This window comes from Okeania sp. SIO2B3, from assembly GCF_010672525.1.
In the GTDB taxonomy this organism is placed as follows: Bacteria; Cyanobacteriota; Cyanobacteriia; order Cyanobacteriales; family Microcoleaceae; genus Okeania.
Genome location: NZ_JAAHGH010000008.1, coordinates 395,929 through 422,246, shown reverse-complemented (window position 1 = coordinate 422,246; position 26,318 = coordinate 395,929). Strand labels below are relative to the sequence as shown.

General features: G+C 36.8%; 16 protein-coding genes and 2 pseudogenes. 7 read left to right on the top strand and 11 right to left on the bottom strand.

Annotated features, from left to right (window positions below; all coding sequences use genetic code 11):
* Positions 1-63: 63 nt before the first annotated feature.
* Entirely contained in the window at positions 64-1,017 is a 954-nt protein-coding gene (locus F6K15_RS10965; RefSeq protein ID WP_293060663.1) for a glycosyltransferase family 2 protein, read from the bottom strand.
* Positions 1,018-1,079: 62 nt separating this feature from the next.
* On the opposite strand from F6K15_RS10965, the gene F6K15_RS10960 reads away from it, so the two are divergent.
* A complete protein-coding gene (locus tag F6K15_RS10960; RefSeq protein ID WP_293060662.1) occupies positions 1,080-1,361 on the top strand; it encodes a Uma2 family endonuclease in 282 nt (93 codons plus the stop codon).
* 342 nt (positions 1,362-1,703) lie between these two features.
* A complete protein-coding gene (locus tag F6K15_RS10955; RefSeq protein ID WP_293060660.1) occupies positions 1,704-1,904 on the top strand; it encodes a Uma2 family endonuclease in 201 nt (66 codons plus the stop codon).
* Here F6K15_RS10955 and F6K15_RS10950 read toward each other — a convergent pair.
* The 3 genes and pseudogenes from F6K15_RS10950 to F6K15_RS39055 form a co-directional block, all read right to left on the bottom strand.
* Complete coding sequence (locus F6K15_RS10950) at positions 1,822-3,573, bottom strand: hypothetical protein (RefSeq protein WP_293060658.1); 1,752 nt, start codon at positions 3,571-3,573, stop codon at positions 1,822-1,824. The two genes, F6K15_RS10955 and F6K15_RS10950, sit on opposite strands and share 83 nt — an antisense overlap.
* Before the next feature lie 408 nt (positions 3,574-3,981).
* Positions 3,982-4,140 carry a hypothetical protein gene (locus F6K15_RS10945; protein ID WP_293060852.1) on the bottom strand — a complete coding sequence of 53 codons (159 nt, stop codon included), beginning with the start codon at positions 4,138-4,140 and terminating at the stop codon, positions 3,982-3,984.
* Positions 4,076-4,224: pseudogene (locus F6K15_RS39055) on the bottom strand (IS701 family transposase); the annotation flags it as partial. The pseudogene F6K15_RS39055 and the gene F6K15_RS10945, both read right to left, overlap by 65 nt.
* A 314-nt stretch (positions 4,225-4,538) precedes the next feature.
* Between F6K15_RS39055 and F6K15_RS10940 the strand changes: the two are divergent.
* On the top strand, positions 4,539-5,252 hold the full coding sequence (locus tag F6K15_RS10940; protein ID WP_293060656.1) for a class I SAM-dependent methyltransferase: 714 nt from the start codon (positions 4,539-4,541) through the stop codon (positions 5,250-5,252).
* Positions 5,253-5,307: 55 nt separating this feature from the next.
* Here F6K15_RS10940 and F6K15_RS10935 read toward each other — a convergent pair whose 3' ends face one another.
* Both F6K15_RS10935 and F6K15_RS10930 read right to left on the bottom strand, forming a co-directional pair.
* Positions 5,308-5,787 (bottom strand): ankyrin repeat domain-containing protein, encoded by a 480-nt coding sequence (locus F6K15_RS10935; protein WP_293060654.1) that lies wholly within the window; start codon positions 5,785-5,787, stop codon positions 5,308-5,310.
* 244 nt (positions 5,788-6,031) lie between these two features.
* A complete protein-coding gene (locus F6K15_RS10930; protein ID WP_293060653.1) occupies positions 6,032-6,709 on the bottom strand; it encodes a PEP-CTERM sorting domain-containing protein in 678 nt (225 codons plus the stop codon).
* Between the two features lie 213 nt (positions 6,710-6,922).
* Between F6K15_RS10930 and F6K15_RS10925 the strand changes: the two genes are divergently transcribed.
* Positions 6,923-8,287, top strand: a complete 1,365-nt coding sequence (locus tag F6K15_RS10925; RefSeq protein WP_293060651.1) for a lipid-A-disaccharide synthase — start codon at positions 6,923-6,925, stop codon at positions 8,285-8,287.
* A 281-nt stretch (positions 8,288-8,568) separates the two neighbouring features.
* Here F6K15_RS10925 and F6K15_RS10920 read toward each other — a convergent pair whose 3' ends face one another.
* A complete protein-coding gene (locus tag F6K15_RS10920; protein WP_293060649.1) occupies positions 8,569-15,702 on the bottom strand; it encodes an SUMF1/EgtB/PvdO family nonheme iron enzyme in 7,134 nt (2,377 codons plus the stop codon).
* Positions 15,703-15,991: 289 nt separating this feature from the next.
* On the opposite strand from F6K15_RS10920, the pseudogene F6K15_RS10915 reads away from it, so the two are divergent.
* Positions 15,992-16,291, top strand: a pseudogene (locus F6K15_RS10915) (four helix bundle protein); the annotation flags it as partial.
* A 279-nt stretch (positions 16,292-16,570) separates the two neighbouring features.
* Here the strand turns inward: F6K15_RS10915 and F6K15_RS10910 are convergent.
* Together F6K15_RS10910 and F6K15_RS10905 are read right to left on the bottom strand one after the other, a co-directional pair.
* The gene (locus F6K15_RS10910) at positions 16,571-17,506 is read right to left on the bottom strand and encodes a MoxR family ATPase (protein WP_293060647.1); all 936 of its coding nucleotides are present in this window, start codon (positions 17,504-17,506) and stop codon (positions 16,571-16,573) included.
* Positions 17,488-18,675 carry a hypothetical protein gene (locus F6K15_RS10905; RefSeq protein WP_293060645.1) on the bottom strand — a complete coding sequence of 396 codons (1,188 nt, stop codon included), beginning with the start codon at positions 18,673-18,675 and terminating at the stop codon, positions 17,488-17,490. The genes F6K15_RS10910 and F6K15_RS10905 overlap by 19 nt, the downstream gene beginning before the upstream one ends.
* A gap of 383 nt (positions 18,676-19,058) precedes the next feature.
* Here F6K15_RS10905 and F6K15_RS10900 point away from each other — a divergent pair, with 383 nt between their 5' ends.
* Positions 19,059-21,026 carry a CHAT domain-containing protein gene (locus F6K15_RS10900; protein ID WP_293060643.1) on the top strand — a complete coding sequence of 656 codons (1,968 nt, stop codon included), beginning with the start codon at positions 19,059-19,061 and terminating at the stop codon, positions 21,024-21,026.
* A gap of 553 nt (positions 21,027-21,579) precedes the next feature.
* Here the strand turns inward: F6K15_RS10900 and F6K15_RS10895 are convergent.
* Positions 21,580-22,389 carry a creatininase family protein gene (locus tag F6K15_RS10895; RefSeq protein ID WP_293060841.1) on the bottom strand — a complete coding sequence of 270 codons (810 nt, stop codon included), beginning with the start codon at positions 22,387-22,389 and terminating at the stop codon, positions 21,580-21,582.
* Between the two features lie 475 nt (positions 22,390-22,864).
* Here F6K15_RS10895 and F6K15_RS10890 point away from each other — a divergent pair, with 475 nt between their 5' ends.
* Complete coding sequence (locus tag F6K15_RS10890) at positions 22,865-23,824, top strand: 3'(2'),5'-bisphosphate nucleotidase (protein ID WP_293060641.1); 960 nt, start codon at positions 22,865-22,867, stop codon at positions 23,822-23,824.
* Positions 23,825-24,829: 1,005 nt separating this feature from the next.
* On the opposite strand, the gene F6K15_RS10885 is transcribed toward F6K15_RS10890, so the two are convergent.
* On the bottom strand, positions 24,830-26,281 hold the full coding sequence (locus F6K15_RS10885) for an MlaD family protein (RefSeq protein WP_293060640.1): 1,452 nt from the start codon (positions 26,279-26,281) through the stop codon (positions 24,830-24,832).
* Positions 26,282-26,318 lie beyond the last annotated feature (37 nt).

Below are 26,318 nucleotides of genomic sequence, written 5' to 3'. Positions count from 1 at the left end.
AAATTGAATATAAATTGTTATCCAGATACTAAAAAATTCTTGTTAAACCAACTGTTTAAATTTTCAACTTTCATCTGAACTAATTTTCTCAAAGCCAATTTTTTCTCTAATAACATAATACGGTCTCTGTCTAACTTCATCGTAAATACGACCAATATATTCTCCAATAATTCCTAGAGATAACAGTTGTATTCCCCCCATAAAAAATGTTGTAGTTAAACCATAAGCCCAAGATAAAAATTCTTGCCCTAAAATAAATTTAACGTAAAGACCAATTAATCCGATAATAAAAGAGACAATTGCAGATACTAACCCTAAAATAGTTGCCATTTTCAAGGGAATTGTTGAAAAAGAAAATATCCCATCAAAAGCAAGTTTAAATAACTTAGCAACTGAAACTTTAGGCTCGCCTCGATATCGAGGACCACGCTCTACATAAACACCTATTTGTTTAAATCCGGCATAAGCTCTTAAACCACTTAAATATTTGTTCCGTTCTGGCATTTGCCGTAGAGTTAAGATAACTTTTCTATCCATTAATGAAAAGATACCTGCATCCATAGGGGTAATAATTCCTGACAACTTTCTTTGAATGTAATAAAAACTTTTAAATGCTAATCGTTTCAACAATTTTTCTTGACGATTTTTTCTAATAGCATAAACCACATCATATCCCTGTTGCCAAAGTCGTGAAAAACTAATAATTGCTTCAGGAGAATCTTGCAAATCTCCATCCATTAAAATAACTGCTTTTCCATCAGCATGATCTATTCCCGCAGACAAAGCACATTGATGACCGAAGTTTCTAGAAAAGTTAATAATTTTTACTTCTGGATTTTTCTGACTTATTTCTTTTAGCAGTTCAAAGGAAGAATCTACACTACCATCATTGATAAAAATTATTTCGCTATTACCACCAAGTCGCTGTAAAACATCTAATAACTGTCGCCATAGTTCAGGGATAATTTCTTCTTCGTTGAAGATGGGAATAACTACAGAATAATTAATATTTTTCATTGTTTTTACTCACTCCTCGCCCAAATCATACATATCTTGTTTATAATTGTCAACTAACTGAAATGACTCAGGCACTTTATAGGACAAATTTTAGTGATTTTGACGAATTTATTAACTGGTATCCAGAAGAGTCGGAATACCACTATGAATTACATAACGGAGTAGTTACTCAAATACCTAAATCTAGAGGTCAACATTCTCAAATTGCAGGTTTTTTAATCGCTGAATTGAGTTTAAAAATTAGGCATTTAGGGTTGCCTTATACCATTTTGAAAAAAGAATGTGTTCGAATAATAAGCATGAGAAAAAGATTTTACAGGAGGTCTCCCTTTGACAAAAAATAGAATTTCCTAGCTCAAAACTGGTATTGAAGCTATTCCCATACCACTCGGTCCTCCTGGGAGGGGTTAGGGGTGAGTTGACTCCTAAGAAATAGTCTAACTATTTGTAGCAAACATTCATAAAATTGATATTACTTTATTCCTAAAGAATGTATTGTCAAAACCGATAATTTATCAGGTTATGAACAAGATGTAATTGTTGTCAACCGAGATTTTATTCAGAATGAACCACGTTGGGAAAAAGAATCTACTTTAATTAATGGTCAGTCAATTAAGTTAGTAATTTAAGTTGTCAGTAGCAATTGGAGCGATGATTATGCTCTGAAACTAGATGCTTATGAAATTATGGGCATTAAACAATATTGGATTGTGGATTATTTGGGATTAGGAGGAAGAAAACTTATCGGTTATCCCAAACAGCAAACTTTTACAGTTAATACCCTAGAAAATGGAGAGTATAAATCTACTCAATTTCAGGACAAACAACTTGAGTTTGATTCAACAAAAAAGCTTTACCAGTTTCAGTATCAAATGCCCAAGCTTTAAGTTTAACTCTTCCTTGAGGTATTTCTTCAACAGTAAAAGACTTTTGCCAACCTGAATCTAAATAAGCTGAATTATCAAAATATTCCCTAACACTAGGTCTCGACATTCTCTGATTAATTAACTTCAATATTATGTCTTCTCCCTCCGCATTTTCATAAGTTAAAATCACACCATCAGCAACTTCATTTCTTTCCGGTAAAATTGCCCAACCATTAGCAACATAAGTCCGGTCGTCAATTTTATTAACTGTATCAAAATAACCATAAATTAAATCTGTTTGTGTCTCTCCAGCAATATCTTGAATATTCTTACTCGTGACTAAACCAGGTTGTAGAAAACCTAATTTATCTAAAATATTGGCTGTCTGTCTCAGAGGTTCAGGACTTCTTTTTGTCACCAAGCACTCATCTTGAGAAACAACATTTATCATTAATAGACAAGCTTTACTTTGTAATAAAATTACTCGGCGATCGCTCATCCTCTCTACAGCATTAATTGTAGTATTGATATGCAAGAACATAAAAATACTAACTAAAAAGTATGAACCATATTTCATCAACTTTTTCTGAGGCAATTTATGAATATTTAACTGCCAAAAAATAGCAAGCAGATAAACCAAAGAAACCATCAAATATAATGAAAAAGCCGTATATCTTGGAGCCAAAGATTGTCCGACACCAAAACCAACTCTACCCACAGCAGTTACAGCACCACTAATAATTCCATAAACCCCTATTATTAGCCAACCAATTAAACGATGTAACAATAAAAAATCTGTTTTAACTAACCAAAAAAACTTCCAACCTAAAAACAGCCAAAAACCAAATACCAAACCTCCAACTATTGTCGCCACAGTTAAATTTTCAAATCCTAAAGGAGCGCCTAAAAAAGCCAAAAAATAATGAATTGTCTCAACTGGGTGAGCTATAGCAGATAAAAAACTCGGATGTTTATCAGGCTTTTGATAATCATAAAAATACGCCGCTGCATTAGCAACTAAACCCAACAACCCACCGATAATTATCCAAATATTCTGAGTAAAAACTTCCTCAAATTTTCCAGAAGCCAAAATTGCCAATGCTGGAAAAACTAATACCCAAATCAACATTCCATTAGCATAAGAAAAAGTACTAACCGTACAGAGACAAAAACAAATAATAAACTTAGTTCTTAAACCCAGTTTTTTCTGGGCAATAACCAAACAACCAGTCAAACAAACAATTGGGATATAAACAACAATTTGAATTCCCCAAAGCCAATTTTCATATTGGGCAGGAGAAAAAATTAGTAAATTAGAAATTGCCAAAAGCAAAAGTTGAGTAACAAGACTAGCCCTAACAGTCAACCTATTTAAACAATAAATATTGAAAGAAACAACACAAGTCAACACAAATATCACCAACATTTCAGATCTGACATCCCAATTAGTCAAAAAAGCTAAACCGATAAAAATTAGCCTGGGAAAAAACTTTCTACTTTCATGGAATTGAGCAAATAAATCGCTAAAAGATAAATTTCCAGCATAGATTTTCTCAAACATTACAGCCAGAGGCCATTGGTCAGAAAAAGGAAAATTTACGCCATATTTGAGGATGCAAATTCCCATGAATAAAACGGGCAAAAAAATCAGACATAAAATCGGAATTTGTCGGCAGTTGAATTGTTGCATGGAGCATATTTTTTTAAATTGAAAAGTAAGTATATAGCGTTTCTCAAATTGGTAAGATACAGTTTGAGATCCCCCCTAACCCCCCTTAGTAAGGGCAGGGCTGTTTCAAAGTCTTGTAGATTAAAGATGAGCGGGAGAATGGGAGATTAAGGGATAGTGGAACAGTGAAATTTGCCAAAATTTGTCTATTTTGAGCGCCAATAAACGTCTTTAAGCTCTAAGAGAATATCTGTTTCAACGCCGCTTAAAAGCCTTCATCCCCGTGTCTCCGCTTCTCCGTGTCCCCGTGTCTATTGAAAATGAAACAGCCCTACCTTTTTAAGGGGGATGCGCGGGGGATCGTAAATGTACCTCATCTTTATGAGAAATGCTATGATAGAGATTTATAATATCATTTGGAAATATAAATTATACAGCAGATTTCAAGTATCTAAAGAAATATTTGGCACGGGAGCAAGATGCTCCCACTGCCCTGTCTTCTAATAATTCTAATGACAGCATATTTCCGACAAATGAGGTACAAGGCGCGAATGGTAAAATTATTGTAGTAACGATTAATCGTATCATAGCTAACATTTTCTAGATGATTTGCTAAATTTGTGATGGTATAATTTGTTGAGAATTGAGTAAATATTGCCATGGGATTAATATATAGGACTTACGCAGATACGCTATATATAGCGCTCAAAACTATTGGAAAATAGTTTTATACTCTATACATAGTGCCTTTGCGTAAGTCCTGATCTAGTTAAAATGTAAGCATTTCCTGCGGACTGCTGTGCAAACCGCTATTAGCGGTCAACTCTTCCTGCGGAATGCTTAAGTTAAAATCCATATTGTTAATTCAAGTTAACAATGTTATAACTATATAACAATTTTATTAAGGTAAATTTGACTGTTGACAAATAACTGAACTATAGATACAATTTATGCTTACAAAAACTATTTTTGTAGAAGCCTAAATTATGAATGAATACACAGGGATTGCTGATTACTACGATCTATTGATGACAAGTGGTTACTATAATTATGAGCAAATTGCTAATGCTATCAAAACTCTCATATCCAGGAACCAAAAAATTATTGAAATTGGAGTGGGTACTGGTTTAGTTTTGGCAAAACTCTCTGAGCTGATAGATAGTCAATGCAGTTTAGCGGGTATGGATCATACTCCTGAAATGTTAGATATAGCGAAAAAGCGACTGGGCGATCGCGTTAATCTTTTTAAGGCTGATATTCTTTCCATGTCAATTGCTGAGAAGTTTGATGTTGCTATTTCCAATGGTGGATTATGTGCCTTTGTGGATAAAGGTAGCAGTTGCGATTATTATACGCATCTGATTGATAATGAAAGTAACTTGCAAGCTCTTCAAAATATTTCTAATTGTCTAAATAATGGGGGTCTGTTTATCATCAATGTTCAAGGTGTGCACGACAATTATGACAAACATTTACCGGGAGGAATCATATACAGTCAAGAAATTGTGGAATCTACCACCCAGCAAGACTGTATCGAGAAAACTTTTTACTTTAAAAAAGACGATCGTATTTTAGCTCAACAGCGACTTATTTACAGGATTTTCCAGGGAGAGATGATTGAAAAATTATTCAATCAGGCGGGTTTTAAATTGGAGGGAAAAGATAAAAGTGGACAGCTTATTATTTACTCCAAAAAATAAAAAAATGATAACCCTGTAGAGACATTGTATGCAACATCTCTGCTCCCTAAAATAACTAATTATCGCGATCGCGTGCCTGCTTGAGCAACTCTACCACATCCTTATGACCTTCCGAATTTGCCCATACCAAAGCCGTCCACTTATTATTATCTTTAGCCTTGATATCTGCTCCTCGGTCTAACAAAGTTTGCACGATACCAGTATGACCGCTACCAGCAGCAGTCATCAGCGCAGTTAAGCCAAAATTAGTAGTAGCATTAATATCAGCACCAGCATCCAACAATAGTTCTAAAATTTCCTGATCGCCACTACCAGCAGCACCCATTAAAGGCACCCAACCATCATTATCATTATTGTTGACATCAGCGCCAGCAGCCAATAATTTTTTAACTATCTCTATATGGCCAGCTTCCACAGCAGCAATTAAAGGAGTCGAACCCTCCGAGTCTTTAGTATCGCTCTCTGTGCCTTCACTCAGCAAAGTTTCGACTTGAGAAATATCTCCGGTTTTAACTGCATCAATTAATTCTGTCATCTTAGATTTTCTCCTATAATTTTGTTTTCTAGAACGACAAGCTAGAAGTCGGGGATTTAAACCCAAGGCTTTAGGGATCTGAAAGCTTGGGTTTAAAAGCTGATAGTTAGTTAACGCACCTACCTACTAGAGCAGGATGGCAGAAATAACTGACCAGTTACAAAATCCTAAAACAATTACAAATCAATACTTTTGACTTTTAACTTTCGCATAGCGGCACTAGAGCGATCGCTCTGTTAGTCTATTAATTTTCTTGTTTTTTTTCCCGTACTATACCTGCAGCAATAGCACCAGTAACCAAGAGACCAAGAATACTTGTGGGTTCGGGGACAGATTCTACTGTCAACTCTAGTTCCGCGAAAGAAATAATCGCATCATCCTGATACAACCAGGGAATTGTATTAGTAATAGGATCTAATGAATTGATAATATCTGCAGAGGTAAACCCAAAGTCTAGCAAATCTATAGAAACTGTACCTGTAGTTCCCACCGCAGGGATACCAGGAATGCTAGGTATATTAATAGATTTTACGCCAGGAACTCCAATAGTATCTGTTGTAACTCCAGAATTAATAGGAGAGAGAGTCAAAGTTAGGAGAGCCGAGTCTAGAGGGCTGGAAACTGGAAAAAACATTAGATTGCCGTCATTTGAGAAATCAAATGACCAGTCTGTTGTTTCATCAACTCCATCGCCTGTAGGCAAACTTGGGATAACTGAATTCTGTAGAATCAGAAAATCTCCATTTTGTAGATCTCCTCCAACAACAGGAGTTGGGTTAGAAGACCCAGTAGCAGTAGCTTTTATAGAAATAGCAAGCGCTTCTTTAGGAACCCAGAAAGTCAGGGTTGTTAAAATAGCGAAAAACGGTAGGGATAAATGATTTTTTCTCAGCATATCTTCAATTTCCCAAATGAATTCCATGTTGCATATAGTATGATAATACCATAGATTTCACAGAATAAAAGCTATTACAGCACTACCTCACTATTATCGAAAGTGCTGTAATATTGAGAACTATAGACGTAAAAATGGTGGCATCATATTTCCAAATCCCAATGCACTAAAAGGAACTATTATCCATAGCTGTATTTCTGCCCTGTTATCTAGTAAAACCGGATTTAGTATTACCCCCCTATGAAAAAAATTGATATTGTCATCCTCTCAAATGGCCCGGGAGAATTAGTGACTTGGGTGCGACCTGTTGTGCAACAGTTACGACAACAGGCAAATATTGATATCCGAATTTCTGTCATTCTCTCACCTTGTCCCCATGCTACCGGAAAAGAAGCAGCGATCGCTCTTTCTTATCCAGAAATAGACCGAGTACAACCCGCAGAATATTTTTGGCGGTTTTTGCTTTGGGGAAAAACAGCGGAAAATTGGCATTGGCACCCCCAGGGAATAGTTTTATTTTTGGGAGGCGACCAATTTTTTACTGTTGCGGTAGGAAAACGCCTTGGTTATCGTACTGTTATTTATGCTGAATGGGATGCTAGATGGTGGCGCTGGATAGATAAATTTGGCGTAATGAAACCAGAAGTTGCTGCTCAAGTACCATCAAAATATGCTGAAAAATTTACAGTAGTGGGAGATTTGATGGCGGAGGTCAATTCAGTTATCAGTTATCAGTTATCAGTTATCAGTACCTCTGCAATAGGGAGGCTTGAAATGCAGAAATTTCTTTTTGACCCCCTTAAAAGGGGAGGCTTTAAACCAAGATTTTCGGTAAGCAGTAATGTAGATGTACCTAAAACTGGGGAAAATATTGTTGAGTATATTGGGTTATTGCCTGGGTCGAAACCTACTAAATTATCTTTAGGTGTACCTTTAACTTTAGCGATCGCTCAACATCTCTACAAAGTACGCCCGCAAACGAGATTTATTATTCCAGTTGCTCCGACTCTAGAATTATCTACTTTAGCTAGTTTTGCAGACTCTCGAAAAAATCCGGCCGTTCAAAAAATGGGTGGTGTTGAGGCAAAATTATTAATTCCTCCAGACTGCGAGATGGAAAATCCTAAATTGGTGACACCTACAGGTCTAGAGGTGGAATTAATAACCCGCACTCCTGCTTACGATCTACTTTCCCAATGTCGTCTTTGCTTGACCACAGTTGGTGCTAATACTGCTGAGTTGGGTGCGTTGGCAATACCGATGATTGTATTATTACCCACCCAACAACTAGATATTATGAGAGCTTGGGATGGTTTACCTGGGTTGTTAGCAAATTTACCAGGGGTAGGAGCTGCTTTTGCTGCCGGAATTAATTGGTTAGTGTTGCGCAAGGGAAAATTGTTTGCTTGGCCGAATATTTGGGCAAAACAGGAAATTGTACCGGAGTTGGTAGGGAAACTGACACCTGAAACAGTAGCAGAGTTGGTATTAGATTTTTTGAGTCATCCAGAAAAATTAGCAGAAATGCGCGATCGTCTTAGAAGTGTCAGAGGTCAACCAGGAGCGGCACAAAAGTTAGCTGAAATTGTTTTATCCTTGAAGTAATTAGCATAACCAGAATCACTTTTTTGCTAATTTTAGCTAATTTAACTTCTCTTCTCCTTTCTTCCCTCCTGACTCCTGACTCCTCCGTCGTTTATTTATAACTATTCAACCGGACATGATATTATTCCTATATTGCCTGTTGCCAGATGAGCTGTTGCCTAGATCAATAAAACTTTGTACCTCATCAACTAGAAAACTGCTGTAATAGAAGCACAGATATAGCAATGTGCGCTGGCATATTTACAAATTACAAGAACTGTCCAATAGCTAAAAGTCTTATACTATCGGTTTTTTATTCCCCTCCTGGGAGGGGGAGGGGTGAGGGGTGGGTTGCCAGATGAGCTGTTGCCAGATGAGCTGTTGCCTGCGCACAGCGCTATAATACGAAAACCCCAATTGATGTTGCCATAGTCAGCATTGCCCCAATTGCGAATAAAACTCCGACACCACCAGGATTTGTAGTTCCAACTTCCACCACGGAGAACTCGGACTTGACTATCTGCTCCAGTTACCCAAAAACTACCATCATTAGGTGCATCTTCATAGTCATCATGCCAAATATCTTTACACCATTCCCACAGGTTCCCGTGCATATCGTATAAACCAAAAGCATTGGGAGGAAAACTTCCTACATTTGTTGTTTGTTGACGATATATTCCTTGTGGTGCAGAAGCATAAGTATAATTGCTATCATAGTTAACTAACTCAGACGTTATAGTTTCTCCAAAATAAAACGGCGTAGTTGTTCCAGCGCGACAAGCATATTCCCATTGACTCTCACTCGGTAGTCTATAGATTTTCCCAGTTTTCTGGGATAGCTGTTCACAAAATGCTGTGGTGTTGTACCATGTTACAGTTTCTACTGGGCGGTTTTTTCCTTTAAAGTGAGAGGGATTTTTACCCATAATGACTTGATATTGATCTTGAGTAATGGGATATTTACTCATATGGAAAGGTTGGAGACTAACTTGATGTTGAGGAGTTTCTCTGTAAAGTCTTCTAGCTTTATCCTCTGGCGAACCCATCATAAATGTTCCCCCAGGAATAGCCACCATTTCCAAAATCACACCATTACCCAAATCTTCTGTAAAATATTCAGCTTGTTTGGGAACGCGATTAATTTCTTCACCTCTGTTATTAACTGTTATCACCTCAAATGAAAAAGTTTTCAGAGGTAATTTTGCTTGGGGAGCAATAATAGATTCTGGTTTAGTGATAGGTAAAATAATTGGTTGTTGCTTTTGTTGAGTATCAGGAGTAGAGTTATCCTCTAAGATTAGAGCGTCATAACTACAGACAACACGGAAACCCCAGTCATTGTCGCAACCGTTGGCAGAATACCTACCACGGAGAGCACTCCGACAATCCCAGGGAGAGTATTCCCAACCCCAACTGCCACCACGAAAGACTCGTACTTGACTATCTCCTCCAGTTTCCCAAGCACTGCCATCATTAGGCGCACCTTCATAGTTATCATGCCAAATATCCTGACACCACTCCCACACATTGCCGTGCATATCATATAAACCAAAAGCATTGGCAGGAAAACGTCCTACATCAGTTGTTTGTTGTAGATTTATCGGTGCATTGGCATTAATATAGTTGCCATCATAGTTAGCTAAGTCAGTAGCTAAGTCTCTAATAATACCTTCGCCAAAATAAAACGGTGTAGTTGTTCCAGCGCGACAAGCATATTCCCACTGACTCTCACTGGGAAGTCTGTAGTTTTTCCCAGTTTTTTGGGATAGCTGTTGACAGAATTCTGTAGCATTGTACCATGTTACAGTTTCTACAGGACGGTTTCCTCCTTTAAAGTGAGAGGGATTTTTTCCCATGATGGTAAAGTATTGGTTTTGAGTAATAGGATGCTTACTCATAAGGAAAGGTTTTAAAGTAACTTGATGTTGGGGACTTTCACTATCATCTCTTTCAGTTTCATTTTCCGGCGAACCCATAATAAAAGTCCCCCCAGGAATATAAACCATTTCCAAAATTACACCTCCACCCAAATCTTCAGTAAAATATTGAGCTTGTTTAGGAAAGCGGTTGATTTCTTCACCTCTGTTATTAACTGTGATCACCTCGAATGAAAAAGTTTTCAGAGGTAATTTTGGTGGTGGAGCAATAATAGGTTCAGGTTTAGTGCTAGGTAAAATAATTTTTTCTTGCTGCGGTTGAGTAATAGAAGTAGAGTTATCCTCTAAGGTTAAAGAGTTCATAGAATTACAGACAACACGGAAACCCCTTACAGGTTTAGAGTAGTAAGCAATGTCCCTGTTGCGGAAGGCACTCCGACAACTCCTAGGATTATGATACCAACTGCCACCACGGAGAACTTGTATCTCACTATATCTGCCAGTTTCCCAAGCACTGCCATCACTCGGCGCTCCATCATAGTTGTCATGCCAAATATCCTGACACCATTCCCACACATTCCCGTGCATATCGTATAAACCAAAAGCATTGGGAGGAAAACTCCCTACATCTGTTGTTTCTCTGCGATATATATCTTTCGGTGCAGAAGCATAAGTATAATTGCCATCATAGTTAACTAACTCAGACGTTATAGTTTCTCCGAAATAAAACGGTGTAGTTGTTCCTCCTCGGCAAGCATATTCCCATTGACTCTCACTCGGTAGTCTGTAGATTTTTCCTGTTTTTCGCGATAGCTGTTGACAAAACTGTATGGCATTGTACCATGTCACACCTTCTACTGGGCGGTTTCTGCCTCGAAAGTGAGAGGGATTTTTACCCATAATAATTTGATATTGGTCTTGAGTAATAGGATATTTACTCATATAGAAAGGTTGCAGAGTAACTTCATGTTGGGGACTTTCTGCATCAAATCTTTCTTCTTCACTTTCGGGCGAACCCATAATAAATGTTCCCCCAGGAATAGCAACCATTTCCAGGAACCCATCATTAATCACACTGTTACCCAAATTTTGAGTAAAATATTGAGCTTGTTTGGGAACGCGGTTAATTTCTTCGCCTCTATTATTGACTGTGATTACCTCAAATGAAAAAGTTTTCAGAGGTAATTTTGGTTGTGGAGTAATAATAGCTTCTGGTTTAGTGCCTGGTAAAATAATTCGTTGTTGCTTCTGTTGAATATTAGGAGCAGACTTATCCCCTAAAGTTAAAGGAGGAATAGTACTACAGATAATGCGGAAACCCATAATATAATTGAGAAAGTCTGGCCTCTCATTAAAGTTACGAGCAGCGGAACGGGAGTAATAAGGATAGAGATACCACGAACCACCTCGGAGTAATCGATATACTTCTTTTTTGTCATTACTATCAAGCCAAGCACTGCCATCAGTAGGGGCACCTTCATAATTATCATGCCAAATATCCTGACACCATTCCCACACATTTCCGTGCATATCATATAAACCAAAACTATTGGGGAGAAAACTCCCTACATCTGTTGTTTGTTTTCTGTATATACCTTTTGGTGCAGAAGCATAGGTGTAGTGGTTATTATAGTTAGCTAAATCAGTCGTAATAGTTTCTCCAAAATAAAACGGTGTGGTTGTACCTGCACGACAAGCATATTCCCACTGACTCTCACTCGGTAATTTGTAGGTTTTCCCTGTTTTCTCAGATAACCTTTCGCAAAATTCTGTAGCGTCATCCCATTGCACAGTTTCTACAGGGCGGTTTTTTCCTTTGAAGCGAGAAGAATTTTTACCTATAATGGCTTGATACTGCTCTTGAGTAATAGGATATTTACTCATATAAAACTGTTCCAGAGTAACTTCATGTTGAGGACTTTCTGTATTAAGTCTTCCTGTTTCATCCTCCGGAGATCCCATAATAAACGTTCCCCCAGGAATAGCCACCATTTCCAAAATCACACCATTACCCAAATCTTCTATAAAACATTGTGCTTGTTTGGGAACGCGGTTAATTTCTTCGCCTCTATTATTAACTGTGATAACCTCGAATGAAAAAGTTTTCAGAGGTAATTTTGGTTGCGGAATAATAATAGGTTCTGGTTTAGTACTTGGTAAAATAATTGGTTGTTGTTTCGGTTGAATATTAGGAGTAGAGTTACCCTGACTAGAAAGAGTTATCCCAGACTCACACACTACACGAAAACCAATAAAGATGAAGGAGCTGCCGAACCGACTGTAGTTTTTGCCTGCACTGTAGCGAGCAGCGGAACGGCAGTAATCAGGATCGTCGTCGCAGGAACCGCCCCGCTTGACGGCAGTGTCAAAAACTCCTCTTGTTAATTTTTGCCAAACCCACCCCACGGTAAGCCCTTTTCCATCATTTAATTTTTGCCAAGCACTTCCATCACTCGGTGCACCTTCATAGTTATCATGCCAAACATCCTGACACCATTCCCACACATTCCCGTGCAGATCATATAAACCAAAAGCATTGGGAGGAAAACTTCCTACATCTGTTGTTCCTTGACTATTTATTCCTTCTGGTGCAGAAGCATAAGTATAGTTAACTAAGTCAGTAGTAATAGTTTCTCCAAAGTAAAAAAGTGTAGTTGTTCCAGCGCGACAGGCATATTCCCACTGACTCTCACTCGGTAGTTTGTAGGTTTTCCTAGTTTTCTGTGATAGCTTTTGACAAAACTCTGTAGCTTTGTACCATGTTACATTTTCTACAGGGCGGTTTCCTCCCACAAAGAAAGAGGGATTTTCACCCATAATGGCTTGATACTGCTGTTGAGTAATAGGGTATTTACTCATATAAAAAGGTTGCAGAGTAACTTGATGTTGGGGACTTTCTGCATCAACTTTTCCTTCTTCACTTTCCGGCGAACCCATAATAAATGTTCCACCAGGAATAGCTACCATTTCTAAAATCACACCATTACCTAAATCTTCTGTAAAATATTCAGCTTGTTTAGGAACGCGATTAATTTCTTCACCTTTTTTATTAACTGTAATAATTTCAAATGAAAAAGTCTCTAAAGTTGGCTTTGCTTGTACAGTGTTAGGAAATTCTAATAACGCATCCTGATAACTTTGATAAACTTCGGGGGTAAAACAGACAAAAATCACCTTTTCAATAGAGCGATCGCTTTCCAAAAAATTAACAACTTGATCCACAGCTACCTTTGCTGCTAAATCAATAGGAAAACGTTTACCGCCCGTACCTATAGCAGAAAAAGCAATTGTTTTAATGCCGTATTGTTGTGCTAAAGTTAAGCAACTACGATAACATTGACCCAAAATTTCCACTTCTCTATTATTACCATCTCGCCATGTAGGTCCGGCAGTATGAATCACCCAACGTGCAGGCAAATTATAACCTTGAGTAATCTTAGCTTCACCCCACAGACAATTCAACTGAAGACATTCTGCTCTTAATTCTGGACCTGCTGCTCGGTGAATTGCAGCATCTATCTGACCATGACCGGATAAATTCCGATCAGTAGCATTGACAATGGCATCCACTTGTTGTTTAGTAATATCACCATATACAACTTCAATGCGATTTTTAATTGTTTCCACCTCAAGTAATCTTGTACCAGGAACCCTCAACAAAACACCTCCCACATCAACCTCACTCCTTCCCAACTCCCTCCTTACATTCTCAACTCCAGCAGCATCACCCCGCGCATAACCACCATACCCCTGCCCCAGCATCACTAACAAAGGTTCATATTCTCTCAAAGGTTCTGCCAAAGTTTCCATCAAAGACGACAACCTCACCAATTCCGCTTTATCATCCCGCCCATAAGCTTCCTGCAAAGACTCCGCTAACTGACGGGCAGCTAATTCCGGGCGAGTATAAGCTAAAGCAGTCCATCTTTGACCCTGCCAAATACTGGATACAGATTCCCCACCCTTAACTTGAGAATCAATATAACCTACCAAAAATTGAGATAATTCCTCCAGTCGAGACTGCCCAAACCTTTCTGTACAAAGCTGCAACAACTGATTCCGAATACCCCGATCCATTTCATACAGTTCCCTATCCACAGAATGACAAAAACTTGACAATAAAATATCTGCCACCGCATACCAAGGAATATTAAAATTCCGCTCCCTAGCAAAAAACCGTTGCCATAAACGATATAAAAGATCGGGAGTTAATGCCAAAGGAAAAGCAGCGTGTTGGGCAAATATCAGATGAGGTTCGCCGAAATATTGAGTAAAAGCAGCAATTTGATCGAGATTTTCATTGACAATTTCTACCTCCTCAATATCAGTTTTCACAACAGGCAAATTTATCCTCAATTTCCCAGAAATTAACCACTGATACATCGCCTCAAATTCTTGATAATTTAGACCGAACGTTTTCAGATTAAAACTATCATTCCCAATAGCATAAATTTCCTGTGCTGAAGTCCCGCAACACTTATGGCGAGGCAAAGGATTTAACCATGCCACTCGTTCCACTTTTTGGGATAGAAACTTGAGAAAATTCTCAGTTTTTTCAACTCTTTCTGAAACAAACCTACCCCTGGCAGCACCCCCATCACTTAAAATTAAAACTAAAATTTCTTCTTTAACCAATCCTGCTAAAAAAGTTTTCAAAGATTTCTTTTCGGAAAAATCAGGGTCAGCATAAATTCTTATTTTTGGCACATTATCAAAGTAATAAATATCAGCCTCCTGCCAATAATTAATTATTTGACGGCAGAAAGGATTAAAAGGCATCATTGACTCAGACTGGTCAATTAATAAGATAATTTTTTTGGGTTTTCCCTGACTATATTTATAGATTGGTTGTACAAAAAAACCTTGTTTAGCTATTTTTTTTACAGTAGCTTTTACATTGATATCTCTAGAAAAGTCTGTTAATTGAGGTTGAAATAATAAACGTTTTGTTCGCTGTATTTGGGCAATACTAACAGGAAAATAATCTCCATTTTTAGGACTTTTAGGAATAGCAGTGGCAACTTGAGGATTATTCAAAGTAGACGGTAATAAAATTTCTGGAAAAGTTTTAGATTCAGGAATTTGTTGAGGTGAAGCTTCTGGAAAATTTTCAGGTTCAGGAATTTGTTGAGGTGAACTTTCAGGTTGAAAATTAGGTTGAGGCAAAACTTCTGAAAAACTTTCAGGTTCAAAAGTAGATTCTGGGGAACTTTCTAAAGTAGAAGTAGATGATTTTTCTATTATTTCCTCTTTTGATTCCTTAGCTTCAGATATAGAGTTATTAGTTGCTGTTTCGATGAATTGATGAAATTCTGAAAAGATATTTTTCTGCTGAGATAATAATTCATTCAAACAATCATCAAATAATTTTTGTTCCTCACGAGACTTAGCCCAAATTGTCCGATAAAGTCTGGCAATAGCTTGTTTATCAGAAATATCTAACCCCATTTCCAGAGATGCTAATAAAGCTTGAGTTGCTAACTCGTATTGTGAAATATCGAGTTTCATTCCAGCTTCTCGGAGTCGCCAAAATAAATTAATAAATGGAGGATTTTTCATAACACAAAGGGAGAGGGAAAGAGTGGGGAAGAGGGGAAGAGGGGGAAGAGGGGAAGAGGGGGGAGAGGGGGGAGAGGGGGAAGAGGGGAAGAGGGGAGAGAGTGGGGAAGAGGGAGGTTGTTCTTAAGAATTAGTATAATAGGAATAATAGGAAAAGACAAGATAGACAAGAAGGTAAGGTAAGGTGGACAAAAAAGAAGAACAAGGAAGAATTAGAACTCATGAAGATTTAGTTATTTATCAAAAAGCGTTTAATGCAGCAATGAGAATTTTTTAGTTATCAAAAAAGTTCCCTGTTGAAGAAAGATATTCTTTGACTGACCAAATTCGTCGTTCCTCCCGTTCTGTTTGTGCTAATTTTGCAGAGGCGTGGAGAAAAAGGAGATATCAAGCAGCTTTTATTGCTAAATTAAGTGACTGTGAAGCAGAAGCGACAGAAACTCAAGTTTGGCTTGATTTTGCAGTGAAATGTCAATATCTTTCCACAGAAGAAGGACGAGAACTATATAGTACATATAATCAAATTTTAAGTGGATTAGTAAAAATGATTAATTATCCAGAAAATTGGTTAATAAGTAACAATAGATAAATAATTCAGCTTAATTTTAACATTTATAATTCTGCCAATTCACTTAATTACTTGGGATCACTAAGTTACTTATCATAAAAAAACCTATTTTTAAGTACATTTACTGTTTCGACATTAACGATTTAATTGCAAATACATAACTTCTCTCTTTTGTTAATTTTAAAGATGTTTATAAAGCATAGCCTTAAGGGTAAGATTTAAATCTAAAATCAAAAACAATAGCTGATAGCTGATAGCTGATAGCTGACGGCTGTTTGCGGAGCATTCCGGAGGAAATGCTTACAAAAAATCTTCGCGATCGCTACGACTTTTTAATAATGTACTGGCAAACGGTAATTCTGTTTCTAATTTTTCTATTATTTCTTCTGGGGGATACTCATTTAATATAGCAAACCAATCTATTAATTCGCTGGTACTTACTTTTTTCCCAGTTTCTCCTCGTTCATCTTCCATCATTTCTCGCAGTTCTAAAAATCTATCAATTGCTTTTTCTACAATTTCGCTAGGAGGATTTTTAAACCTAGCATTAATAATTTTTATTAGTTGTTCTTGACCGGGAAATTCAATGTAATGATACAAACATCTGCGGAGAAAAGCATTCGGTAAAGTTTTTTCTTGGTTGCTTGTAATAATTACAATTGGTGGAGCATCTGGATTAGCTCTTAACCAACGTCGAGGACGTAAATCTTTAATTTCAAATCGTTTTTCTTCTAAGGCTAATAATAAATCATTGGGAAAATCTATATTTGCCTTATCAATTTCGTCAATTAAGACTACAGTCCGATATTTTTTTTCTTTAAAAGCATAACCTAAAGGTCCTAATTCTAAATATTTAATCATATTATTAGGGTCAGTTTCCTGATTTTTTATCCCCAAATTTGCTAACTGTGCTGCTTGTAAACGTCCGATATAATCATAAGTATAAAAACCATCTTGTGCTTTACTAATTGACTGAACATTCCAGAGACGAAATTTCCAATTTATATCGGGATATTTTTGACTAAATTCATAAATAATGGAGTATGCAAGACGGCTTTTTCCACAACCAGGTTCTCCTTCTAATAATAAGGGACGATTTAATTTGATCGATAAATTAACTGCTTCTTTTAAAAAGTTGTCTGGATAGTAGGGATATAAATTTTGTTGTACTAAATTATTCCATTCACCCGTCGGTGGTTGGATATTTCCTTCATATTTTAGGGGTAAGTTTGCCATCTTGTTTCCCGACTAAATTGACATTGAAAAAGTTTGTACATATATTCTAGGACTAGGAGAGATTTACCATTTTTACTATATGTCAATAAATCTTTAATTGCATCATTCATTGAAGGTAAAGAAGCCTGTAAATTTATCTCAATTTGATTGATTGCTTCTCGAATATCAGTTTCAGATATAAATTCGGCAATGGGCATTTTAATCACTTGTGAAAATATTTCTGTACTGTCTTGCCAATTATTTTGACGACCACAGTCTTCTAAAAACATAATCAAAAAGTTTTTACCTGCTGGTATTTGTTTAACTAAAGGAAACCAAAATTTTTCTAATAATTCTTCTAAGCGTTTTTTGTCTAAAGTTTCTACATTTTTGAATACTAAAATAATATGCTTTTTTTGGATAAAATCTGCACTTGTTAATTGTAGTTCTGCACCTAGTTTCATCCAAATAGTTGGAATAGAAAATTCTGTTAAATCAGAAGCTAGGTCAAAACTTAACTTTTTCACTTCTGCTGCCCCATATTTAATAACTTCTATTTCAATTCTACGCATTAACCAAGCTCGACTATAGTGACAATTTCCTTGGATTAAAAAACCGCCTACTCGTCGTTTATGTTTGGCTAAATTTTGGAAAATATTGATTTGCTGCTGATGATTTAAACTTAGTAATATTCGATATAACAGAGTAGAACGATTATGAAAATCAGAGGAATTTTTTTTAGTACCTAATTCTTGAATAATTTCTGTGTCAAAATCTAAAGCTTTCCAATAAGCCACAAAAGCTGATTTATCAATCGGAATTCCTTTTTGGAAATTACTCCAAGTGCGATAAGAAATATTTTTTGCCAAAATAATATCTGATTCAATTAACTCTTCTAATTGAAAACTACTGATTATTTGATTAGCTGATTTTTTAATTTTCTGCTTAAATTGGCGATATTCAGATTTCTGAGTTTTAGGAATATAAACCGCTTCTTCATCAATTAATTCTTCTAGTTTTTCTAGAGTAATTTCATAACCCGTAATAATTGTGTCAAATATTAAATTTTTACTCGCCTCTACAAGTGCTTGACTATTTTCTCCCCTTCTCCAATTAAGTTTTTGAATTCGTTGTTTTATTTGTTGGCATTCAGATTCAGAAGCCTTCAACGTATTCTGTCGTCTAGTCATTTCAGTTATCAGCTTTTTCAGTTATCAGTTATCAGCTTTTTCAGTTATCAGTTATCAGTTATCAGTTATCAGCTTTTTCAGTAAACAGTTATTAGTTAGCCTCCTGAGTTGTAACTGGGTTAACAGTACCGACTGTTGACATCCTCCCGACACTGCTCTAGGAGACAGCGCGGGTCTCCAACCAACGTTGAGATGAAACTAGAGGCTTAAGAACTTATTTTTTGGTTGGTACTTCATAACGTTGATTTTGTCAAGTCCCGATCTGATCGGAAAACTGATCAGATTGTGACAGTGGCTGTACAAGGCTCTACAAAGGCAATGTGGTTCAAAACTTATTGCAGAGCAGCCACTACAAGTATAAATATTTTACTGAATCAAGACCAATGACACAAGCAGATTTATTGAAACTCCATCAAGGTCAGTTCAAATTAATTAAAACTCTAAATTATTGCAGTTTGCCAAAGTTGTTTTTTTCCTTAGTTTTACTGAATTGTCTTTTAGCATTAATCTGGAGTTTGCCAATAACAAGCAGATCATTTTTCACAGAAAAAAATGAAGATTTATCCCAATTTTCACCAGCAGATAAATCTTTAGATACAAACCAAGAAAGAGGAATTTTATCGTTGGGCGAACATCAGGAAAAAAGTAGGGAATTTCAAGAAAATTTGATAATTTTCAATTGGCAAAATTATCCAAATTATCCAACAAATCACTTGTCTAGAGAAATATATTTCCAATCACATCAAGAACAGGAAATAACTTTTTTTACTGGCATTATTTCTAGACAAAATTTTCCAGATACTTTGTGGAATCAGAATATTTATGGTGTTACTCAACAAATACATTCAACTACAAATATGAGATTATCAATGACTTCTACAAAATCTTTAAAAGATAAGACTTTATCAAACTATAATAATGCTAATTTGATTTCAAATCTTACCTTAGATACAACTTTTGAGCCAGTAGTAACAATGTTAGAAAAAAATCGAACCCAAGAATATTCAGATTATTTTGGAGAAGATTTTCAAGAACAATTACTCAATCCCAAAAACATCCAAGATATTTTAGTAAATCTGCACCATCAGACAGAAAAAAAATCAGCTTTGATTTCAAATCTTACCTTAGATACAACTTTTGAACCAGTAATAACAACGTTAGAAAAAAATCGAACCCAAGAATATTCAGATTATTTTGGAGAAGATTTTCAAGAACAATTACTCAACCCCAAAAACATCCAAGATATTTTAGTAAATCTGCACCATCAGACAGGAAAAAAATCAGCAGTTATCTATATTAATGTTTACCAAAACCAATTACAAATTATCTTATTGACCGAAACAGGTCAACCTATTGTCAAAACTATTCCTGAAGTAAACAGAGAAAAACTACGAAATACTACTATAATGTTTATTGGAGAAATTACCGACTTTAGGAATCGTAATACTATCAGTTATTTACCATTAGCCAAAAAATTGTATAACTGGTTAATTGCTCCAATTGCTATAGAACTAGAAAAAGCGAATATTGATACATTATTATTTAGTATTGATAGTGGTTTTCGTCTCTTACCTTTGGCAGCATTACATGATGGAAAACAATTTTTAATTGAGAAATATAATTTAAGTTTAATTCCCAGTTTTAGCTTAATTAATCACAACTATAATTCTCTAGAAAATACTCAAATTTTAGCAATGGGAGCTAGTAAATTTTCTGATCAACCAGCCTTACCAGCAGTATCAGTAGAATTAACAACAATTACACAAAAATTATGGCAAGGTAATAGTTTCCTGAATGAAGAATTTACCCGCAAAAATATAATTTATCAACGTCAAAATTATTCATATTCTATTATTCATTTAGCCACTCATGCTGAATTTATAAATGTAGATGTGAGTAAATCTTATATTCAACTATGGAACGAGAAATTAGAATTAGATCAAATACAGGAATTAGGATGGAATAATCCTGAAGTCGAACTGTTAGTATTGTCTGCTTGTCGTACTGCCGTAGGAAACCGTAACGCGGAGTTAGGTTTTGCCGGGCTAGCGATCGCTACTGGTGTTAAATCTGCTGTAGGTAGTTTTTGGTTAGTTAATGATGAAGCCACACTAGGACTAATGACAGAATTTTACTCTCATTTGAGTAATGTTCAGATTAAAGCAGAGGCATTACAAGCAGCACAGTTAGCAATGTTGAGAGGAGAAGTTGTGATAGCAGATGGTACGTTAAGGGGTTCAGGTAGTCGTGGGGAGGTGAGTTTGCCACCGGAATTGGCAAATATTCAAAATAAGAATTTTGCTCATCCTTATTATTGGGCAGGGTTTACTATGGTTGGCAGTCCTTGGTGATTGAATGGTCATTTCAGTTATCAGTTATCAGTACCTCCGGCTTTAGTCGGAGGCTTGAAATACTGAACTGAATATTCTCTTGGTCTCATGGATATGGCGCAGGTTTCGGAGCCATCCCTCGACCGCTTTTTCATCCCCTTAAAATGGCAGGGTCTATTTATTGTCGCTAGAGAAAAATTGATGGGGAGATGGGGAGATAGGGAGATGGGGAGATGGGGGGATGGAGAGATTTGTATATTTGCACAATTACAGCAATGCATGAGGATGGTGAGGTACAATTGAAGATTAATCTCTATCTTTGTAAGGCTTCTAGCCTGTGACAAGCAGGATGCTTGTGTTTGTAAGGCTTCTAGCCTGTAACAAGCAGGATGCTTGAACTGCCAAAATTACTAAATAAAATTTTGTACCTCACTAACTCCGAAATTGCTGTAAATGTATTTCTTATGAATATTCTCTGATGACAAAGAATTAGCCCTGCCTTAAAATGGGAGGCTTTGGACCTCATTTTTTGGTAAGATTTTTCCTTCTTCCTTCTTTCTTCTTCCTTCTTCCTTCAATTAGGTTTTTGTTTTGGCTGCCGAAATTTATAAACGTCCTGAATAACCTGCACCCAACTATCAGTCAAAGCCTCAATAAGGCGATCGCCTTTTTCTTTGGTCGCTACCTTGGCATCACCCAACACGCCACTACAGCTCAACTCCCGTGTTAACCAAGCAAAAGGCAACTGTCCCTCCATACTTAACATACTGTCTTCAGGCAAATCTTGAGGATATTCCGTTACTGCCTTATCCATTTTTACCGTATCCGGCAACATCGACAACATCATACTGGTTTCCCCATCTCCTGCATGAATTCCCAACTCCATTTCCTTTGCCGTAAACAACTCTTTGCTAGGGTTAGGTACACGCCAAGCAAAAAGCGGAAATAGCAAAAAATCCTCATATTTCTGGTGCAAGTCTCGCGCCACAATTTCAATAACTTGTGGTTGTCCGCCATGTGCGTTCAAAAATACCAATTTGCGAAACCCAGAACGATAGATACTTTCAGCCATTTCTGTTAATACTGCCATCAAAGTCTGGGCGGTGAGAGTAATGGTACCAGGAAAATGCCAATGTTCATTAGATTTACCGTAATATTGAGTAGGCAAAGCATAGGCAGGAATATTAGAGTCGAGTTTAGCTAGTGTTTTACCTGTAATAAAAGTAGCGATCGCCGAATCAACAATTATAGGTAAATGAAAACCATGTTGTTCAATAGAACCCACTGGTTGAATAATTACTACATTTTCCTTATTTGGCATTGTTTCAATATCTTGCCAGGTGAGATAGGGAAAAAATCTTTCTGGTGGGATGAAATTGTGCATCATAAATAATAAACGTCTCCAATAATAAAAAATAAAGTCAATTATCGCACAGAAATTATCAATTATGTTCTCCTTACTCCTTCTATTCAGTAACTTGAGAAACGCTATATATAACAGTCGAAGGAAACGTTAGGACAATTCAAAAGTTTAAAACTCAGACAAAGTAATACCAATTTTATAAATTTTTGCTACAAATATTTGGACTATTTCTAGCAGTCAATAGTCAATAGTCAGTAGTCAGTAGAAGTAGCTTTTATTATCATTTTTGGCATTGAATTAATCTATTAAGCGTAAAGGGTGCATATGACTTAAACTACTTTAGTTGACTAAACTATTCGTAGCATTCTTTTTTCACGCTTGATATAAGACTTTTCCTTCTTCCTTCTTCCTTATTTCTTCTTCCTTCTGCTAAACCAAGCTCTAAATATTCAAACACTGTTATATGCTATAAATAGTACCTAATTTGAAACTACTCATGGCTTACGAACGCGAAAAACAAATAGCAATTGAAGCTGCTCTAGCAGCAGCTAAACTCTGCGAACAAGTTCGTGGAAACATTCCCCCTGCAATGGAAAAAGGTGATAAAAGTCCTGTAACTGTTGCTGACTATGGCGCTCAAGCATTGATTTGCAAAGCCTTGGGTGAGACCTTTCCAGACGACCCAGTGGTAGGAGAAGAAGACGCCACTGAATTACAAAGTCCAGAGATGGCAGAAAATTTGACAAAAGTAACAAATTATGTAAAAGAACAGATAGCAGATGCTACTCCAGAACAGGTAGTACAGTGGATTAACCAAGGTAATGGTAAAGTCGGACCTCGTTATTGGACTTTAGACCCTATTGATGGCACAAAAGGGTTTTTACGTCAAGACCAATATGCAGTAGCTTTAGCATTGGTGGAAGCAGGAGAAGTTAAAGTAGGGGTGTTAGCTTGCCCGGCAATGCCAGTAGAAAATAATCAACCAGGGATGCTGTATGTAGCGGTGCGGGGTGAAGGAGCAGCAATGATGCCAATAGCAGGGGGTGAATTGACTCCTATTCATGTGGTGAAAGCGGGTGATACTACTAATCTCCGGTTTGTGGAAAGTGTGGAAAGTTCTCACGGTGACCAAGATCGTCAGAATGCAGTAGCTAAAGCTGCAGGTATTACTGCGCCTTCTGTACGAGTAGACTCTCAAGCAAAATATGGTATTGTGGCATCTGGGCAAGCTGCTTTATATTTACGTTTGCCTTCACCGAAGTCTCCTAACTATCGGGAGAATATTTGGGATCATGCTGCTGGAGCGATCGTTGTGGAAGAAGCTGGAGGGCGTGTTTCCGATCTTTATGGTAAACCGTTAAATTTTGCTGATGGATCGAAGATGGTTGATAACCGTGGTGTGGTTGTTAGTAATGGGATAATTCACGACCAAGTTTTAGCTGCTTTGCAAGATTGACATAGCGGTACGGGCAAGTTAGAAGTCAAAAGTTAAAAGTCAAAAGTAATCTCTGACAACTGATAACTGAAATGACTAACTTTGAGCATTTATAAATGTCCGCGCCCTATTTGAGTAATTTTAAAGATAAGAGTCTATACTGTACTTTAGGGGCGAATGGCCATTCGCCCTTACTTACCCATTGTATGACGATCGTACAGAATTATATTACTATAAAGCCAACGGACCTGATATAAGCTTGTTCAACCAGATTTGATATAACTGTATAATCGGATTTTATATTACTTATAGCAGTTTTCAAATAGATAGACTAAAGTGGCCAGAGTATTCTCCTACTGTCTGCTCCCTACTCCCTACTCCCTAAACCAAAAGAATTTTGTAGTCTACATTAAATGAAAAGCGCTGTAAATTTTGAGTCATAGAGCGATCGCCCATAGTTTTCTTCAATAACAGAACTTACGCCCCTATATATGGCGTTTTCAAGGTGAATTTGTGTAATACAAATTTGATAAATGTTTGTTACAAATGGTAGAAGTAAGAAAGAAGGAAGAGGGAAGAAGGAAGAAGGGGTAAATATTGAAAAAAAGGGAAAAACGATAGAAATAACTATCTAAAATGAACTGGAGCAGCTATTTTTAAGCATACCCTATCGATATCTACCTTTTCGTAGCATTCTTTTTTAAAATTGGTGTAAGTCCTGAATAATTAATAATTAGGACTTACTGATTAAATCTAAAAGTATTTACAGATAAAGGACAGATAAAGGTAAGTGCCTTTTTGCGGCCTTTCAAAAGTGCCTGGTATCACGTCTAAAACCCTCAAAAAGGAGCGTATTTTAGGCGCATAGTTGGGCAGAAAAATCCCAAATTGACAAAACTTAGCTCCTATCTCCTCGCTCCCGAGCCATTTCTCCCCTCCCCTCCTGGGAGGGGTTAGGGGTGGGTTGGGAGGGGGAGGGGCGAGGGGTGGGTTTTCTCCTGTCTCCTGTCTCCTGTCTCCTGTCTCCTACTCCCCACTCCCTACTCCCTCTTTTCCGGAAATGTCTAATTTACTAACCTCTGAACTGCCACTATCTTTTAACAAAGTTTCAATATTTTTTGCCATCCGAGTTTGCTGCTCCAACTGCTTTGTTGAAGAGAATAAATCACCTAATCCATTAATAATTTGTTTAAGACTTCTCCTAAATCTATCATCCCCAGTTAAATCATCTAAATCTGATGTCATTTTTTGCACATTTTGAAATGTTGCTCTAGCTGAATCTAATGTTTGTTGCAACATAATTATATTTGTAGAACTATTTAAATCACTAGAAATATCTCGTAGATTAGCAGAAGTTTCTACAGCATTTGCTGATAATATTTCTAAATTACCAATCAATTCTCCTCTTTCTAGATCGCTAACTATCGGACTTAAACTTTCCATTAACACTGCTAACTCTTCAGTCGTTTTCTCAATATTATCCAAAGTTGCTATGAGAGTAGAACGATTTGTATTAACAATTGAATTAATCTGGTCTGCTGTTAAACTAAATTTCTTCGCTACTTCCTCTACAGAATTTGCTGAAGCGATCGCTGCCTCGGAAACTTTTGCTGTAGATTCTTCCATGGCTTTAGTCACATTTGCTATGCCATTGGAAATATCATTTACTTCTCTTTCTACAGTTTTAGTCAAGCTATCCAAATCTCTCTCTACAGTATTAGTCAAACCACCTATTTCCCCTTCCAAAGTATTAGTTAAACCACCTATTTCTCCTTCTAAAGTTTGAGTTAAACCACCCACTTCTGCTCTAATAATTCCTGTTATTTCATCAACATCTTCTCTTAAATATTGACTTATACCTTGTATTTCTCCTCTAATAGTTTCTGACAAATCAGCCAGTTGTTTTGTTAGCTTAGAAGCTTCTGCAGAAGCATTAGCTGTATTTTCAGCAATTATTTTGACATTACTAAATAACTCTGGGTCACTATATAGATCAATTAAACGAATTCCTGCTCTTAATAATTGCTGTATTTCTACTCCTGCTTGCCCCTGTAAACGGTCATTATTACAGATAATTATTTCCGGACAATTAGAGGATAAAGGACTAGCAGAAATTTCTGATTCTGGTATTCTACCTCTAGGAGTAATATCTATCACTGCGGTACCAATAAATGAAGATGTATTTGCTTGAATAAACACATCACGAGGAATAATTAAATCTTCAGGTTTAATTTCTAAACTAATATCTACTCCATTTGGCCCTGGTTTAATTCCTACTACCTGTCCCACATTAATACCTCGATATCTAACTGAGGTGCCTAACTCCAGACCAGATGCACTTTCAAATTCCACTATTACCTTATAACTACGTTGGCCTAAGTTTACTCCCCTCAACCAAAGTACCAATACACCAAATAAACCTAATCCTAGTAAAGTTAATAAACCAACTGAACCTTCTCTAGCTGTTCGCGATCGCATAATTTCCCCAAAATTATCAATAAGCTATAGTTATATG